This window comes from Sphingomonas sp. DMC6 (assembly GCF_056314225.1).
The window spans coordinates 73,158-87,516 of sequence record NZ_JBQUYT010000005.1 but is presented as its reverse complement, the minus strand read 5'-3'; the positions used below and the strand labels follow the sequence as shown (position 1 = coordinate 87,516).

Here is a 14,359-nt window from a genome sequence, read left to right as displayed (position 1 = left end):
GAAGTTAGCGACTGGTTAGAAGCCAAGCGATTTTGGTTAAATTCGTCCGTTTTGGACGGTGTTTCGTTCCGCCCCCGACCGAAACGGGGGCGGAACGGGTTCAGGCGGCGATCGCGTAGGGCTTGATCTCGCCGTTCAGATAGAGGTTGCGCGCCTTGGCGCGGCTGAGCTTGCCGGAGCTGGTGCGCGGCAGGGTGCGGGGCGGCACCAGTTCGACCACGCAGTTCATGCCGGTGACCGAACGGACGCGCTCGCGGATCTCGTCGCGCAGGCGCAGCCGCTCCTGCTCGTCGGAGGTGCGGCACTGGACCAGCACCGCCGGCGTTTCCTCACCACCCGGCGTGGTAATCGCGAAAGCGGCGATGTCGCCCTGCTTGAAGCCCGGCAGTTGCTCGACCGCCCATTCGATGTCCTGCGGCCAATGGTTCTTGCCGTTGACGATGATCATGTCCTTGGCGCGGCCGACGATATAGACGTAACCGTCTGAGATGTAACCCATATCGCCGGTGTCGAGCCAGCCGTCGACCAGGCAGGCGTCGGTCGCTTCCTGATCGCGGAAATAGCCGACCATTACCGACGGGCCCCTGCACCAGACCTTGCCGATCGCCTTTTCGGGAAGCGGCGTGCCGTCTTCCTCGCGGATTTCGATCTGCATGTCGCGGGCAGGCTTGCCGCAATTGACGACGGCGCGAAAACGCTGCGGGCGGTCGGCGCGCGAGGTGCCACCCGAAAGCTGCGTTTCCTCGACCAGCTCGACGACGATCCCTTCGCCCGGCGGCATGATCGACACCGCCAGCGTGGCTTCGGCCAGGCCATAGCTCGGCAGGAAGGCGCTGGCCTTGAAGCCGGCGTCGGCAAAGGCATCGACGAAGCGCTGCATCACGTCCGGACGGATCATGTCGGCGCCATTACCGGCGATGCGCCAGCGGCTGAGGTCGAAGCGGTCGCTCGCCTTGGTCTGGCTCGACATGCGGCGCGCGCAGATGTCGTAGCCGAAGGTCGGCGAATAGGAGATGCTGTTGCCCGGATTGCGGCTGATCAGATCGAGCCAGGCAAGCGGGCGGCGCGCGAAATCCTCGGTCTTCAGATAGTCCGTCGATACCTGATTGGCGACGACCGACAGGAAGCAACCGACCAGGCCCATGTCGTGATACCAGGGCAGCCACGAGACGCAGCGGTCGCCGGGGCCGACCTCCATGCCGTGGCTATGCGCAGCCAGGTTATTGAGCAGCGCATGGTGGGTGATCGCCACGCCATGCGGAAAGCGGGTCGAGCCGCTCGAATATTGCAGATAGGCGATGTCGTCCGGCTTGGCCTGGGGCAGCGGCGCCTCGGGGGCGGCGCGTTCGCCGAACATGGCCCAATCGTTGGCCTGAACATTGGTCAGGCGCGCGGCTTCCGCGCACATCACGCCGATTTCGGGTGGGTAGATCAGCAGTGCCGGGTCGCAGCTCTGCAACTGAACATGTAGCTGGTCGATATAGGACTGCGCGCCGCCAAAGCTCGTCGGCAGCGGCAGCGGCACCGGCCAGGCGCCGGCATAGACGACGCCGAAGAAAAGCGAAGCGAACTCCGGGCCGGTCTCTGCGATCAGCGCCACCCGATCGAGCGGCTTGATGCCGGCCGCGATCAGCCGGCGCGCCTGGGCGAGAGCATCCTGGCGGAGCTGTGCGAAGCTGTAGGGCAGGGCGAGATTGCCGCGTGCATCGTGAAAGTTCAGCCCGCGCGCGCCCTGGGCGGCATAATCAAGCGCAGCGCCCAGCGTTTCGAAATCGGCGAAGCGGCGCGGGAGCTGGTCGTCCGTGGGCGTGGGCGTGAGGAGTGCCTTGTCCACCGTTGCGAGTGATCCCGTTTCGTCCAATACCATTCTTTGTCTCGAGCCCCTGTGAGGTAGCAGTCCGTCTTGCCCCCGTCACGCATATGTTAGCGTCCGGCTCTGCTACGCAGTATCGTTCAAAATCGGTTGGCAGTGTGGCACAATCATGGCGCATGCCACCTAGCCACCGCCCCAAGCCGCCACTGGAGCCTGCCGACCTCGACCGTCTGGCCCTGCGTTATGTCGAGCGTTTCGCGACGACCCGTGCGCGGCTGACGGCCTATCTTGCCCGCAAGATACGCGAACGCGGCTGGGCAGGGGGGAGCGCGGCCGATCCTGAGGCGGTGGCCGAGCGGATGGCGGAACGCGGCTATATCGACGATCGCGCTTTTGCCGAGGCGCGGGTGCGGTCCATGGCACGGCGCGGCCTGGGCGTCCGCCGGGTCGAGGCGACGCTGCGCCATGACGGCATCGAGGCGGAAGACAGCGCCGCGCTGGCCGAGGCCATCGCAGACGGCGCCGTCGCGAGCGCGTTCGCCTTCGCCCGGCGCAAGCGGATCGGGCCCTATGCGGCGGAACTGGCGGACAGGCCGCTGCGCGAGAAGCAACTGGCGGCCATGCTGCGTGCCGGCCACCCGCTTGATCTGGCACGTAGAATTGTCGGAATGGCACCCGGCGAAGAGGTCGAAGACCTGCCCAATCCGGGACTCCGGTGACAATAACAAAGCAATTCCCAACTTCGACAATGCTGTGTTAATGTTACGTGGTTGGGGGAAATTGAAGAATGCGTGCTGAGCATCAGCTTGCGTCAAACCACTATGCGGTCGCACCAAAGGACGGGGCGCAGTTCGAAACCGTGGCCGAGGAAGAAGGCCAGGTTTATTGGGGCGTAATCAAGTGGTTCGACGTGACCCGGGGTTTCGGGTTCCTTGTCGCGGACGATAGTGCCGTCGGCGACATTTTGATACATTTTTCGGTGCTGCAGGATCATGGCCGGCGCAGCCTGCCGGAGGGCGCGCGGGTCGAGTGCGTCGCGGTGCAGCGGCAGCGGGGGCTGCAGGCGCGCGAAATCCTCTCCATTGACCTGAGTGAAGCAGTCGAACCGGTAAAGCGGAGCAGCGATCGCGGCGAGCGGCTGAAGCTGATCGAGGATGCGGGGCCGTTCGAGCCCGTGGCAGTGAAGTGGTTCAACCGGCTGAAGGGGTACGGATTTCTCGTGCGCGCCAGCGATACTGCGGATATATTCGTCCATATGGAGACGCTGCGTCGTGCCGGTATCGAGGAAGTCGAGCCCGGCCAGCCGCTCAAGGCACGCATCGTCGCGGGCGAAAAAGGGCCGCTGGCTGTAGCGGTCGAAAGGACCGATTGAAGCGATGATCTCTACTGGCATGTGGCGTGCGGCATTGGCTGCCGCGGGGTTATTCGTCTCCACCGCATGCCAGGGGCAAGCCGAACGGCCCGCCAGTGCCGCGGCGGAATCGGTCAAGCCGAAACTGGCGTTGACGATAGAGACGCATGGCGGTCCGCGCCAGTTCACGGTGGAGCGCGCCGAAACCCCCGCCGAGCAGGAGCGGGGGCTGATGTTCCGCACCAACATTCCGGCCGATGGCGGCATGTTGTTCTACCCCTATCCCGCTGATGGCGGTGGCCCGCGCGAGGCGAGCTTCTGGATGAAGAATACGCCCAGCGCGCTGGACCTGATCTTCATTCGGCGGGACAGGACGATCGCGCGCATCGCCGCCAATGCCGCCCCCTTTTCCGAGACGCCGATCAAGTCCGGCGAGCCGGTTGCCGCCGTGCTGGAGATCAATGGCGGGCGCGCCGCTGCGCTGGGCATCGCGGCCGGGGATCATGTGCGCTGGGACGGCCAGGGCAACTGAGAACGCTGCGCGCTCTTGCGAGGGCGTTCTTTTCGATATAATGGTGATATCATCATTATGCGGAGGGCTTCGCGATGTACGGGCTGCGGTTTGCGGGAATTGTGGTATTTGCGCTGCTGACGGTCAGCACGCCCGCATCGGCACAGACAGTCGCCGGCTCCAATACCCCCATCGAGGCGCCGGGGCCTGAGGGACCGCTGGCCGGGACGTTTCTTGACGCGGGCAAGGCCAGCCCCGTGGTGTTGATCATTCCCGGTTCCGGCCCGACCAACCGCGACGGCGGCACGGCGCAATCCTATCGTCTGCTCGCCGAAGCGCTGGCGGCGCGCGGCATCGGCAGCGTACGGATCGACAAGCGCGGCCTGTTCGGCAGCAAGGCGGCGCTGGCGAATCCCAATGCCGTGACGATTTCGGAATATGCGACGGATGTTCATAGCTGGGCACGTGCCATTCGCGCGAAGACCGGTGCGCGATGCGTGTGGGTTGCCGGGCATAGCGAAGGCGGCCTTGTTGCGCTGAAGGCAGCGCAAACACCTGCCGATCTGTGCGGGCTGATACTCATGGCGAGTCCCGGGCGCCCCATCGGCGACCTGCTGGCCGAGCAATTGCGTGCGGCCGGGCTGGGCACCGCCGATCTGGCCGCGGCGGATTCGATCCTGGCGTCGCTCAAGGCGGGCAAGCGAGTCGAGGCGAGCGCGGTGCCGCCCATGCTGATGTCACTCTTTCATCCCGCTGTGCAGGGCTATTTGATCGATTTCCTGGCCTATGATCCGGCGCGTCTGGCGGCTTCCTATCGCGGGCCGTTGCTGATCGTGCGTGGTACGCGCGACATTCAGGTCCAGCAGGCCGACGTCGATGCACTCCATGCTGCCCGCCCCGACGCGCCGCTGCTGCAGCCCGAGGGAATGACGCACGTGTTGAAACACACCGATGGCGAGGATCGGGCGTCGAACCTGAAAACCTATTTCGACCTCGGTTTGCCGCTTCAGGCCGGGCTGGCGGATGGCATCGCGGCCTTTGTGAAGGCGCATCCGTCGCACTGAATGCAGCAGACTGTTGCCCGGCGCCGCGCTTGGCGGTATCGGCGGGCCATGGGACTTCCTTTTCCGATCTTCACCTGGTGGAACGGCGCCACCTTCGGCACGCTCATGGGCCTGCGCGGCAAGAAGCGCGTAGGTGAGGATGCCGAGGGCAATGTCTATTATGAAGGCGGGCGTGACCCGAACGGGATTCCGCGCCGCTGGGTGATCTACAAGGGCGCGAACGACGCCAGCCGCATTCCGCCGGACTGGTTCAGCTGGCTGCACCACCAGATTGCCGATGTGCCCGATCAGGCCCTGCCGCCGGTCCGCGCATGGCAGAAGCCGTGGGAGCCCAATCAGACGGGCACCGAGCTGGCCTATCGTCCACCCGGTGCACTCGAAAAGGGTGCACATCGCGCGCGCGCCACCGGCGATTACGAGGCGTGGACGCCCGACGCATGAAGCTTGCCGCGGCGGCGCTGCTGGCGCTGGCGCTCGGCGCCTGTTCGGGCGGCGCCGGCAAGCCGCCGGGTGGCGATAATGCGGGCGATGAACTGGTAATCACCGGCGCGGCGGACAATGGTGCCGCCGGTGCGGAAGTGATTTCGGTCGGCCCCGATTCTGCCACGGCCAATGCCGCCGCCACGCCGATGAAGGACCGCGTTGCGGTGCTGGGCGTGCTCAACAAGCGTAACGGTGCCGAACGCGAGATCCGCCTGAAGCCAGGCGAGGCCGCGCGCATCGACGGTGACGTGACGGTGCGGCTGCGCGCCTGCGACCGCACGGCGCCCTGGGAGCAGGATCATCTGACCGGCGCCTTTGTGCAGGTAGATGTGCGTCGGCAGGACCGGCGCTGGTATCGCATCTTTTCCGGCTGGCTCTACAAGGAGCAGCCGGCGCTGAACGTGGTGCAGCACCCGATCTACGATGTGTGGCCCAAGAGCTGCGAGATGACTTTCCGCGACAGCGGGCCGGATACGGTACCGGCGGGCACGCCTTCAGTCGCGGGATCGTCGAGCGCGAAAAAGTCGCCGTCGACCGATGGCGATCCGAATGCCACACCGGCCGAGGAAGCGCCTAGCGCAGCGTCCAGCAACGCGACATAGTCGTCGCGGGGAATCTCGATCGCGCCCATCGAGGCGAGATGATCGGTGATGAACTGGCAGTCGAGCAGGCGAAAGCCGCCGGCTTTCAGTCGCGCCACCAGATAGGCCAGCGCGACCTTTGAGGCGTCGCGTACGCGCGTCACCATCGATTCGCCGAAAAAAGCGCGCCCCAGTGCCAGGCCGTACAGGCCGCCGGCCAGCCGATCACCATCCCAGCACTCGATCGAATGGGCAAAGCCCAGCCGGTGCAGTTCCAGAAACACGCGCTCGATCGGGCCGCTGATCCAGGTATCGGGCCGGTCGGGCACGCTTTCGGCGCACAGCCGCAGGATTTCACCAAAGGCGGCGTCGGCCGTGACGCGGAAACGTTCCGACTGGATCGTCTTTCGCAGCGAACGCGAGAGGCGGAAGCCGTCGAGCGGCAGCACGCCGCGCAGCTTGGGTTCCACCCAATAGACACTGCTGGCAGTACGGTGATCGGCCATGGGAAAGACGCCCATCGCATAGGCGCGCAGCACCAGCCCAGGATCGAGCGCTTGTTCCGGTGCGTGCGGCCGGCTCACTTCGCTCCGCTGCGCCGCGCGAGGCGCTGCTCGATCGACTGCCAGATATCGGCAAATGCACGCGCGGCGGCGGTGCGCGGCGCGAAGGCGCCCACCGGCAGGCGCCGCGCGGCGACCGATTCGATCACACTCGCCATCGGAATGACCGGCCAGTCGGCGTGCCGCTCGACAGCCTCGACATGCAGGCGCCGGCGGCGATCGACCATGGCATGCACGGGCATCAGCGGCACTTTCGATCCCCTGGCAGCAAGATGTGCCTCCACTTCGGCAAAGGCACGTTCGGAAAGCGGGGAGGGAACGACCGGGACGACGATCAGGTCCGCGGCGCGCATCACCTGCTCGCTGGTTTCGGTCAGCCCCGGCGGGCAATCGAGCAGGATGCGGTCATAGTCGGCGGCCAGATCGGCGAGCAGCTTCTGCAGCCGCTTCTTCTTGTCCAGATCGTGGAAGAACTGGTCGAGCCCGCGTAGCGAGGTATCGGCGGGCAGCAGTTCCAGCCGGGCGAAGTGTGTGGGGAGGATCAGCCGGTCGGCCGCCACATCGCGCGAGAAGATCGCTTGCGCCTGGCGCGAGGGGGCCTGGTCGTTGCCGAGCAGGAATGTGGAAGCCGCTTGCGGATCGAGATCCCAGAGCAAGGTGCGCCGCGCCGATCGTTCGGCGGATGCCCATGCCAGATTCACCGCCAGGGTGGTTTTGCCCACACCGCCCTTCAGGCTGTAGATCGCAATCGTGGCCACGCGCTGCTTCCTCCTCTGGCTGCAACGCATACAGCAAAAAGGCCCGACGGGAATCCCGCCGGGCCGATTTCTTGCAGCAAATTGCGAAAGGGGCCCGGTTCAGGCCTTGCAGGTGTGTGTCGAACCGTCGGCCAGCGTGATCGTCGCGGCCTTGGCATTGCCGGCCACCTTGTAGCCGCCTTCGCCGACATAGGGCTGGCCCGCTTCCGGTGCCTTGAGCAGGATGGACTTCATCGAGTCCTTCTTCTCGCGCAGGGTGGCCATCTTGTCGCCGTTGAAGAAGTCGACGAACAGCAGGGTGTTGCCCGGCTGGCAGCGGAAAGTGACGCTGGCAGCGATCGTGGGCGGCGCTTCCTTCGGCGCGGCGTTGGCGAGCTGCGAGGCCATCGGGTCCGGCGAGCGGCTGTCCACTACTTCGGGCTTGTTGTTGCAGGCGGCAAGCGCAAGCAGCGCTGCGGCGGAAAGGGCGAGGGGGAGGCGGTTGTTCATAGCGGGGTGTGCTTTTCCTTAGGACGCAACAATCGTCAAGGGGAATCCCGGATATAAGGTCACAGCTCTTTGTGCGCCGCAACGGGAATGTTATAATGTTGCCCTTTTGGGCATATCCAAGGCTATTCTGGGTTTCTCCGTTACGTAGAACGCAACAATTGCGAAACCTCCCGCGATGCGAAATGGCGAGCTACTCCTTGTCTCTGACCGGTGAATTGTCCGCCGGGGCCGACTTGACGTTGCCCGGTGCGCCCGTGCAGGGAGCGGCAGGGAGACTGGCGATGAAATCCGTGCTTTCGCTATTGGCGCCTTTGGTTCTGTTGGCCGGTTGTTCGTCGCACGATGAGGCGGACGAAGCGGACAATGCTGCCCGGCGCCTGACGATCAAGCCCGGGCCCGTCTTTGCTGGTTTCGACTTGTCGAAGCCGCTCCGGTTGCGTGGAAGTGACCCAAAATGGGAACTCGATCTGGCGCCCGGCCGCATTCAGTATCGCGCGGCGGGCGGTGCCGAGACGCCCTATTATCCGGTCTCCCCGCGGCTGGAACAGGGCAAGGCACTCTATCCCACCCAGACGCCGGCGGGCGAGCCGGTCACCATCACGCTGATGGCAAATGCCTGTCCGGGCGTGGCTGGCAAGTCGCTGTCCGCCGAGCTGCGGATAGGGGTGCGCCGTTTCGCAGGATGCGCAACTCCGCTCCCCATCGAACAAATCCGCTATGATATGTACAACGAGGCGGAAGCGGTGCCTTATAACGCTGCGCCCTGAATGGGGTTGAGGGATCGAAAATGACAAAGCGGGTCGTGCGAACTGCAATTGCTTGGCTGATGGCGTGTGCGGCGATGATGCCGGCCGCGAGCCATGCACAAGGCGTTACGCCGCCTGCGTCGCCGTGGCTGCCGGGCGGTGGGGAACAGATTGCGCTTTGGCCCAAGGGCCTCGCGATCCTGCGCCCCGAAGTGACCGGCCCGGAAAAGGTGATGGCGGGGACCAGTCCCGTTGCGGGACGGCCCTGGACCTATCTCACCAATGTGTCGCGGCCGACCATGACGATCTTTCCGCCCAAGGGAAAGAATAGCGGCGTCGCGGTAATGGTGTTTCCCGGCGGCGGCTATCAAGGGCTGGCGGTCGATCTGGAAGGCACCGAAGTCTGCGATTGGCTGACCGGCCAGGGCATTACCTGCGTGCTGCTCAAATATCGGACGCCGCAGGACTGGCACAAGGGCGGCAAGGAACGCGCGCCGAAGGTCCAGCTCGCGCTGCAGGACGCGCAGCGGGCGATGGGGCTGTTGCGGCAGCGGGCATCGACGCTGCGGATCAATCCTCGCAAGATCGGCGTCATCGGTTTTTCCGCTGGCGGGCATCTGGTGGCGGCGGTCAGCAATGCCGAGACCCGCAGCTATGCTGCCGTTGATGCGGCAGACCGGGAATCGTCGCGGCCGGATTTCGCGATCGCGCTCTATCCCGGCCATTTATGGGCGGGGCAGGGGCTGGGGCTGCAGCCCTGGAACGTGATCAGCCGCGCAGCGCCCCCGACCTTCCTGCTCCAGGCCATGAACGACCCGGTCGATGATGTGCATAACGCCGTTGCCTATGCGATGGCGCTTCGCGCCGCGAAGGTACCGGTGGAGTTGCACCTTTATGCCGAAGGCGGTCATGCCTTCGGGGTGCGCCCGACCAAATTCCCCGTCTCCGGCTGGCCCAGGCTGGTTGAGGCTTGGCTTCGCACTATCCACATGCTGTAAAGCGTGCGGCGCCGGCGGCGCTAGCAGCTGATCGGTAGCGTGAAGGTGAAGGTGGCGCCGCCACCCGGCGTTTCGCTCACCCAGATCTGACCGCCATGGCCTTCCACCAGGCTGTGCGAAATGGCCAGCCCCAGCCCCATGCCGTGACGGGCGCTGGCAAGGCCGGGCTGGAACAGAATTTCGCGCAATTCGGGCGCCACACCCGGACCATTGTCGGCAACGCTGATTTCCACTTCGCGGCTGCTGTGGAGTGCTGCGCGCACCTGAACGCGCGCATGCGGGCGGCCATGCGTCGCCTGAGTGGCATTACGCAGCAGATTGGCGAGCACCTGGACGATCTGGACATGATCGAACTGGGCGTACGCAGCGCCGTCGCCGATTTCCACCTGGATGTCGGGCAGGCGGACGCCGGATGCCGCGCGCACCAGGCTCACTGCCTCACCGATGACCGGTGCCAGTTCGCGATGCTCGAGCACCACGTCACTATGACGCACCATGCGGCGGATGCGTCGGATGATTTCGCCGGCGCGCTGCAACTGCGCTTCCGCCGCTACGGTAAGCTCTCTCGCGCGCGCGCCCGTCTCGGAACTCAACCGGATCGCTGCGAGATAATTGACGGCGGCCGATAGCGGCTGATTGAGTTCGTGCGCGACAGTCGCAGCGATGGCGCCCAGCGCGCTCGCGCGGGTCAGTTCCAGTACCTGCCGCTCCATTTCGACGCGCTCCGCCAGCAGCCGTTCGCGTTCGGCAATCCTTGCGCGCAACTCCTGGTCCACCCCGATATGATGCTTCGCTAGCGCAACATAGCTGCACAGCGTCTGGAGAAACCCGACCTCGGCCTCCTCGAAGCGGGGGGTCTTGCGCCGCCCGAAGCCGAGCGTGCCCAGCAACTCGCCGCCGTGAACCAGCGGCATGCAAACAAAGGCATTGATTCCCATCCGGCGCACGAATTCGTCGCGCGGATTCTCCGAATCCTGAATGTTGTCGGCAATGATGGGTTGCCGGCTGGCGGCGACATGACCGCAAATGGCAAAGCCCAGCGGAACCCGGGCGCCTGCCTCGGCCTCGTCCACGCTAAGCCCGCCATGGGCGACCAGCGCAAGATCGGCAGCATGATGATAATCATAGTGAAAGAACACATCGAGACGAAGCTCGGTGCGGATCATCGTGAAGACCCGTTCGAGCGCGTCCGCCATCTCGTGCGCTTCGAGAAGATCAGCGGCAGACGCGGAGAGAAGTTCGAGCAGGCGCGGGTGGCGCAGTTCTTCTATCGCTGGCGTAGGGCCCGACATGTCCGGTTCGAGAGGTGCGACGCGGTGATCGGGCATCTTGTTCTTTGTGTGAAAGTTGGCGGAGGCTAGTTACCGCTGATGCGCTGCAACATTACGTATTCCTCCTTAGGATGGTTGCGCAAAAACCTGCGAACGCTTTGCATTAACATGCTAATGCAAAGTGTTAGTGCTTTTTGGTCACCTCGGTGAGCGCCGACCAAGCGGGCATTTTTCCTGCAATTCCCACCGTATGCAACGGGCTGGACGAGGGCAGCGCGATAATCCGGTATCGCTCGGTCAGCGAACCGAGCTGGCGCACGCCGTGACGATGTGCCGTCGCGCCATTGAAGGCGATGGCACGCAGGGCGGGAAGTTGCGTGGCCAGCCCGGCCAGATCGTGCGGCTCTATTTCGCGCAGTGCGGCGTCGGTGCTGCCCGGGCGGGTTGCGCTCGCGACGACGTCCCACAGGCCGATATGCGCGGCGAGCAGCGCGGCCAGACGCTCGGGATAGGACAGTGGTACCAGGTCGCGTCCTGCCGCGGGCGAGATCAACTGCCAGAACTGATTCTGCGGATGCGCATAATAACGTTGTGCCGCCAGCGACCGTTCGCCCGGCAGCGAACCCAGCACCAGCAGCCGGACCTCCGCATCGATTACGGGTGGAAAGCTGTATTTGCGGGGCTGTGGTTCGGTCATCGTCGCGCCAGTAGCGCAGCTTGCGGCGCCGCGTAAGCGATGTATAGTTTCGCCATGGCCCGTACGATCACCCATTATCGGGATTTCTGGCCCTATTATCTGCGCGAGCATGCAAAGCCTGCGACAAGGCGCCTGCATTATATCGGAACTGCGCTCACCTTTGCCGCGCTGGTGGCTGGCCTGTTGCTCAACCGCTGGTGGTTCGCCGCGATCCCGCTGGCCGGATATGGCTTTGCCTGGGGTGCGCATTTCGGCGTCGAGCGCAACCGCCCGGCGACCTTCACCTATCCGTTGTGGTCACTGGCCTCGGACTACCGGATGTTCTTCCTGTGGCTGACCGGGCGGCTGGGTCCGCACCTGAAGCAGGCAGGGCTCGTCCAGACTGTCGACCAATAGACCGCTCTGCCGCGATTGAGCGGCGATCGCCTCCTATGCTGGAGTTTCGACGATGCCCGAGCTGAATGGCGTTACGCCCTATTTCGAGGTCTTTGACATGATCTCGTCGGTATCGTTCTATCGGGATCAGCTTGGCTTCAACCTGCTATATGCGTCGCCGGAGGTTGAAACGAACGAAGGCCGTTTTTCCCATTTCGTGAGGCTGGGCCGCGGGAGCGTGCAAATCATGCTGAATACGGCATATGATTCCAATGAGCGCCCGGCTGGCCGGCATGAGCCGCGTTGGCAAGGCACCCGACATACGTGCCTCTACATCGGCTGTGACGACGTATCGGCATTGTACGCTGAGATAACGGCGCGGGGGGTGAAGGCCGCGTCGCCCGAAATAACCGGGTATGGAATGCTCGCATTTTCCGTGGCTGATCCGGATGGGTACGGGCTCACCTTCCTTCAACCCGTCTAAGCCGAGATGACGAGCGGAGCGGCGGGTTCCCTCGGGGGCGGCGCTTCGACCTACAGCGCAAGGATCGTCCCGGCGCAAACCCGGTCGAGCGCGCGGCGCAGCGGGCTGGCGGGGTAGGGCAATGCCTCTCCGAGCAGAATCAGGTCGGCCGCACCGTCATGTTCGGCGGCCAGCGCGCCGATCGGCTCCGCCAGTTCGAACACCAGCTCGGTGCTGGGGTGTTTCAGCATCGCGGCCGCTCGCCGAGCGTGGCGGATCAGGCGCGGTGCGACATCGACACCGCGCCCCTCGATCGACACGAAACCGAGTTTGCGCGCGTACCGCAGCGTCTCCATCAACTGCCGGCCGTCACCGCAGGCCAGATCGAGGATACGGATCGACCGATGCCCATGGGTGCGCCAGTCAACCAGCGCCTGCTCGATCCGCCTCTGGGGCAGAGAAGTGGCGGGCCGATCGGCGCGTTCGGCAGAGCGATGCAACAGCGTGCTGAAATAGTGGCCGGGAATCATGCGGTGCCTCATCATGCCGCGCGTCGGCGCGGCTCATGCGCGGGATCTAGGCGGTGGCAGCGTTAAGCTTCGAGAGGGGAAACAAGGCCACCGCATAAAGTTTTCGCAAAGGCGAAGCCGCGCTTTCCCAGCAGCTATCAAGCGTTGCTTGCGCGGTACGGCCCCCAACGCCTATCTGGCGATCATGCATGGTACCAAGGACAGCCTCGCGCTGATCGGCAACACCCCGCTCGTGCGCCTGAAGGGCCCCAGCGAGGCGACCGGTTGCGACATCTTCGCCAAGTGCGAGTTCGCCAACCCCGGCGCCTCGGTGAAGGATCGCGCGGCGCTGTATATCGTCAAGGATGCGGAAGAGCAGGGCACGCTCGCGCCGGGCGGCACGATCGTCGAGGGCACGGCGGGCAATACCGGCATCGGTCTCGCGCTGGTCGCAAATGCCAAGGGCTATCGCACGATCATCGTGATGCCGGAGACGCAGTCGCGCGAAAAGATGGATACCCTGCGCGCGCTGGGGGCCGAGCTCGTGCTGGTACCAGCCGCGCCCTACGCCAATCCTGGGCATTTCGTGCACACCAGCCGCCGGATCGCCGAGGAAACCCCGAACGCGATCTGGGCAAACCAGTTCGACAATATCGCCAATCGTCGCGCGCATATCTGCGGTACGGCCGAAGAGATCTGGGAGCAGATGGAAGGCCGGATCGACGGCTTTACCTGCGCGGCCGGCACCGGCGGCACTATCGCGGGGGTCGGATTGGGCCTCAAGGCGAAGGATGAAAACGTCACTATCGCGCTCAGCGACCCGCATGGTGCCGCACTGTACGAATATTATGCGTGCGGCGAATTGCGCGCCGAAGGTTCGTCGGTTGCGGAAGGCATCGGCCAGGGCCGCATCACCGGCAATCTGGAGGGGGCGCCGATCGACACCCAGTTCCGCATCAGCGACGAAGAGGGGCTGGAGTGGGTGCGGCGGTTGCTGGCGGAGGAGGGGCTCTGCCTCGGTCTTTCGTCCGGCATCAACGTTGCGGGGGCGGTGCGGCTGGCGCGCATGCTGGGGCCGGGGAAGCGGATCGCGACGATCCTCTGCGACACCGGCTTTCGCTACCTCTCGACGCTCTACAACCCTGTATGGCTAAGGGAAAAGGGGCTCCCCGTTCCCCCCTGGCTGGCGCGCGATTAAGCACGCCCTCGACAAACGCGGGCTTGCGCGTTACATTTATGCCACAGTGACCAAAATCGGATCGCATCAGGATCGTGGCCAGGCGATGCAGCGCGTGCAGGTCGGTGTCACCGGCTTGGCGGTTGTCGTGATGGTCATCGGTATCTTCTCGGTCGTCTATTCCTCGGCGAGCCGGGAGGAGGCCGTGTCGGCTGTCGGGGCGGCGAACCAGTCGGTGGTCGCCAATCTTTCCGGTACCGCCAATAGCAGCATCGACAAGAGCAAGGACGAGCCGCTTGCCGAGCTGGGCGTGGCACCCGGCACGGATACGACTGCGCCGGCCGCAGCCGGGCAAAATTCGGGAAACAAAGGCGCCCGTCCACGCTGAGCCGCAAGCGCTGCGAAGCGCACCGGACGCCGCCTCACCAAAGACCGTAACGCACAATCGCCGCGGGCCAGCACGGGCCGCGGACCCACCGGATGCGGGCGTCGCCGGGATTTTCGGGGAAA

General features: G+C 64.8%; 18 protein-coding genes and 1 pseudogene. 12 read left to right on the top strand and 7 right to left on the bottom strand.

The features are described from left to right. Positions 1–100 precede the first annotated feature (100 nt). Entirely contained in the window at positions 101–1,867 is a 1,767-nt protein-coding gene (locus tag ACT53M_RS13365) for a fatty acyl-AMP ligase (RefSeq protein WP_476233933.1), read from the bottom strand. 122 nt (positions 1,868–1,989) lie between these two features. Here ACT53M_RS13365 and ACT53M_RS13360 point away from each other — a divergent pair, with 122 nt between their 5' ends. The 6 genes and pseudogenes from ACT53M_RS13360 to ACT53M_RS13335 all read left to right on the top strand — a co-directional run. Further along, the gene (locus tag ACT53M_RS13360) at positions 1,990–2,532 is read left to right on the top strand and encodes a regulatory protein RecX (RefSeq protein ID WP_476233932.1); all 543 of its coding nucleotides are present in this window, start codon (positions 1,990–1,992) and stop codon (positions 2,530–2,532) included. Between the two features lie 68 nt (positions 2,533–2,600). Beyond that, the gene (locus ACT53M_RS13355; RefSeq protein ID WP_476233931.1) at positions 2,601–3,185 is read left to right on the top strand and encodes a cold-shock protein; all 585 of its coding nucleotides are present in this window, start codon (positions 2,601–2,603) and stop codon (positions 3,183–3,185) included. 4 nt (positions 3,186–3,189) lie between these two features. Then, on the top strand, positions 3,190–3,696 hold the full coding sequence (locus ACT53M_RS13350; protein ID WP_476233930.1) for a DUF192 domain-containing protein: 507 nt from the start codon (positions 3,190–3,192) through the stop codon (positions 3,694–3,696). Positions 3,697–3,797: 101 nt separating this feature from the next. Further along, positions 3,798–4,739, top strand: a complete 942-nt coding sequence (locus ACT53M_RS13345) for an alpha/beta hydrolase (RefSeq protein ID WP_476233929.1) — start codon at positions 3,798–3,800, stop codon at positions 4,737–4,739. 48 nt (positions 4,740–4,787) lie between these two features. Beyond that, positions 4,788–5,180, top strand: a complete 393-nt coding sequence (locus tag ACT53M_RS13340) for an NADH:ubiquinone oxidoreductase subunit NDUFA12 (RefSeq protein WP_476228145.1) — start codon at positions 4,788–4,790, stop codon at positions 5,178–5,180. Further along, positions 5,177–5,605: pseudogene (locus tag ACT53M_RS13335) on the top strand (DUF2155 domain-containing protein); the annotation flags it as partial. The gene ACT53M_RS13340 and the pseudogene ACT53M_RS13335, both read left to right, overlap by 4 nt. Positions 5,606–5,640: 35 nt before the next feature. Here ACT53M_RS13335 and aat read toward each other — a convergent pair. The 3 genes from aat to ACT53M_RS13320 form a co-directional block, all read right to left on the bottom strand. Next, the gene (aat, locus tag ACT53M_RS13330; protein ID WP_476234168.1) at positions 5,641–6,324 is read right to left on the bottom strand and encodes a leucyl/phenylalanyl-tRNA--protein transferase; all 684 of its coding nucleotides are present in this window, start codon (positions 6,322–6,324) and stop codon (positions 5,641–5,643) included. Between the two features lie 59 nt (positions 6,325–6,383). Then, positions 6,384–7,124: a ParA family protein gene (locus tag ACT53M_RS13325; RefSeq protein WP_476228144.1), complete on the bottom strand. Its 741-nt coding sequence runs from the start codon at positions 7,122–7,124 to the stop codon at positions 6,384–6,386. Between the two features lie 99 nt (positions 7,125–7,223). Next, a complete protein-coding gene (locus tag ACT53M_RS13320) occupies positions 7,224–7,613 on the bottom strand; it encodes a hypothetical protein (RefSeq protein WP_476228143.1) in 390 nt (129 codons plus the stop codon). A gap of 281 nt (positions 7,614–7,894) precedes the next feature. On the opposite strand from ACT53M_RS13320, the gene ACT53M_RS13315 reads away from it, so the two are divergent. Together ACT53M_RS13315 and ACT53M_RS13310 are read left to right on the top strand one after the other, a co-directional pair. Continuing rightward, positions 7,895–8,380, top strand: a complete 486-nt coding sequence (locus tag ACT53M_RS13315) for a hypothetical protein (RefSeq protein WP_476233928.1) — start codon at positions 7,895–7,897, stop codon at positions 8,378–8,380. Between the two features lie 20 nt (positions 8,381–8,400). Then, the gene (locus ACT53M_RS13310; protein ID WP_476233927.1) at positions 8,401–9,357 is read left to right on the top strand and encodes an alpha/beta hydrolase; all 957 of its coding nucleotides are present in this window, start codon (positions 8,401–8,403) and stop codon (positions 9,355–9,357) included. 20 nt (positions 9,358–9,377) lie between these two features. On the opposite strand, the gene ACT53M_RS13305 is transcribed toward ACT53M_RS13310, so the two are convergent. Together ACT53M_RS13305 and ACT53M_RS13300 are read right to left on the bottom strand one after the other, a co-directional pair. After that, positions 9,378–10,685: a sensor histidine kinase gene (locus ACT53M_RS13305; RefSeq protein ID WP_476233926.1), complete on the bottom strand. Its 1,308-nt coding sequence runs from the start codon at positions 10,683–10,685 to the stop codon at positions 9,378–9,380. A 127-nt stretch (positions 10,686–10,812) separates the two neighbouring features. Next, positions 10,813–11,325, bottom strand: coding sequence for a DNA-deoxyinosine glycosylase (locus tag ACT53M_RS13300; protein WP_476233925.1), 513 nt, complete (start codon positions 11,323–11,325; stop codon positions 10,813–10,815). A 54-nt stretch (positions 11,326–11,379) separates the two neighbouring features. Here ACT53M_RS13300 and ACT53M_RS13295 point away from each other — a divergent pair, with 54 nt between their 5' ends. Continuing rightward, complete coding sequence (locus ACT53M_RS13295) at positions 11,380–11,721, top strand: Mpo1-like protein (protein ID WP_476233924.1); 342 nt, start codon at positions 11,380–11,382, stop codon at positions 11,719–11,721. 52 nt (positions 11,722–11,773) lie between these two features. Then, the gene (locus ACT53M_RS13290) at positions 11,774–12,184 is read left to right on the top strand and encodes a VOC family protein (protein WP_476233923.1); all 411 of its coding nucleotides are present in this window, start codon (positions 11,774–11,776) and stop codon (positions 12,182–12,184) included. A 50-nt stretch (positions 12,185–12,234) separates the two neighbouring features. Here the strand turns inward: ACT53M_RS13290 and ACT53M_RS13285 are convergent, their stop codons facing one another. Then, positions 12,235–12,693 carry a class I SAM-dependent methyltransferase gene (locus ACT53M_RS13285; RefSeq protein WP_476233922.1) on the bottom strand — a complete coding sequence of 153 codons (459 nt, stop codon included), beginning with the start codon at positions 12,691–12,693 and terminating at the stop codon, positions 12,235–12,237. Positions 12,694–12,877: 184 nt separating this feature from the next. Here ACT53M_RS13285 and ACT53M_RS13280 point away from each other — a divergent pair, with 184 nt between their 5' ends. Together ACT53M_RS13280 and ACT53M_RS13275 are read left to right on the top strand one after the other, a co-directional pair. Beyond that, positions 12,878–13,870, top strand: a complete 993-nt coding sequence (locus ACT53M_RS13280) for a cysteine synthase A (protein WP_476234167.1) — start codon at positions 12,878–12,880, stop codon at positions 13,868–13,870. A gap of 46 nt (positions 13,871–13,916) precedes the next feature. After that, a complete protein-coding gene (locus tag ACT53M_RS13275) occupies positions 13,917–14,237 on the top strand; it encodes a hypothetical protein (protein WP_476233921.1) in 321 nt (106 codons plus the stop codon). Positions 14,238–14,359: the final 122 nt, after the last annotated feature.

Excerpts from the sequence above, each read along its gene's own strand:
- ACT53M_RS13315 (WP_476233928.1), top strand. The coding sequence starts at position 7,895 with ATGAAATCCGTGCTTTCGCTATTGGCGCCTTTGGTTCTGTTGGCCGGT.
- ACT53M_RS13340 (WP_476228145.1), top strand. The coding sequence starts at position 4,788 with ATGGGACTTCCTTTTCCGATCTTCACCTGGTGGAACGGCGCCACCTTC.
- ACT53M_RS13300 (WP_476233925.1), bottom strand. The coding sequence starts at position 11,325 with ATGACCGAACCACAGCCCCGCAAATACAGCTTTCCACCCGTAATCGAT.
- aat (WP_476234168.1), bottom strand. The coding sequence starts at position 6,324 with ATGGGCGTCTTTCCCATGGCCGATCACCGTACTGCCAGCAGTGTCTAT.
- ACT53M_RS13320 (WP_476228143.1), bottom strand. The coding sequence starts at position 7,613 with ATGAACAACCGCCTCCCCCTCGCCCTTTCCGCCGCAGCGCTGCTTGCG.
- ACT53M_RS13365 (WP_476233933.1), bottom strand. The coding sequence starts at position 1,867 with ATGGTATTGGACGAAACGGGATCACTCGCAACGGTGGACAAGGCACTC.
- ACT53M_RS13290 (WP_476233923.1), top strand. The coding sequence starts at position 11,774 with ATGCCCGAGCTGAATGGCGTTACGCCCTATTTCGAGGTCTTTGACATG.
- ACT53M_RS13295 (WP_476233924.1), top strand. The coding sequence starts at position 11,380 with ATGGCCCGTACGATCACCCATTATCGGGATTTCTGGCCCTATTATCTG.
- ACT53M_RS13310 (WP_476233927.1), top strand. The coding sequence starts at position 8,401 with ATGACAAAGCGGGTCGTGCGAACTGCAATTGCTTGGCTGATGGCGTGT.
- ACT53M_RS13305 (WP_476233926.1), bottom strand. The coding sequence starts at position 10,685 with ATGCCCGATCACCGCGTCGCACCTCTCGAACCGGACATGTCGGGCCCT.
- ACT53M_RS13355 (WP_476233931.1), top strand. The coding sequence starts at position 2,601 with ATGCGTGCTGAGCATCAGCTTGCGTCAAACCACTATGCGGTCGCACCA.
- ACT53M_RS13285 (WP_476233922.1), bottom strand. The coding sequence starts at position 12,693 with ATGATTCCCGGCCACTATTTCAGCACGCTGTTGCATCGCTCTGCCGAA.
- ACT53M_RS13360 (WP_476233932.1), top strand. The coding sequence starts at position 1,990 with ATGCCACCTAGCCACCGCCCCAAGCCGCCACTGGAGCCTGCCGACCTC.
- ACT53M_RS13280 (WP_476234167.1), top strand. The coding sequence starts at position 12,878 with ATGCATGGTACCAAGGACAGCCTCGCGCTGATCGGCAACACCCCGCTC.
- ACT53M_RS13350 (WP_476233930.1), top strand. The coding sequence starts at position 3,190 with ATGATCTCTACTGGCATGTGGCGTGCGGCATTGGCTGCCGCGGGGTTA.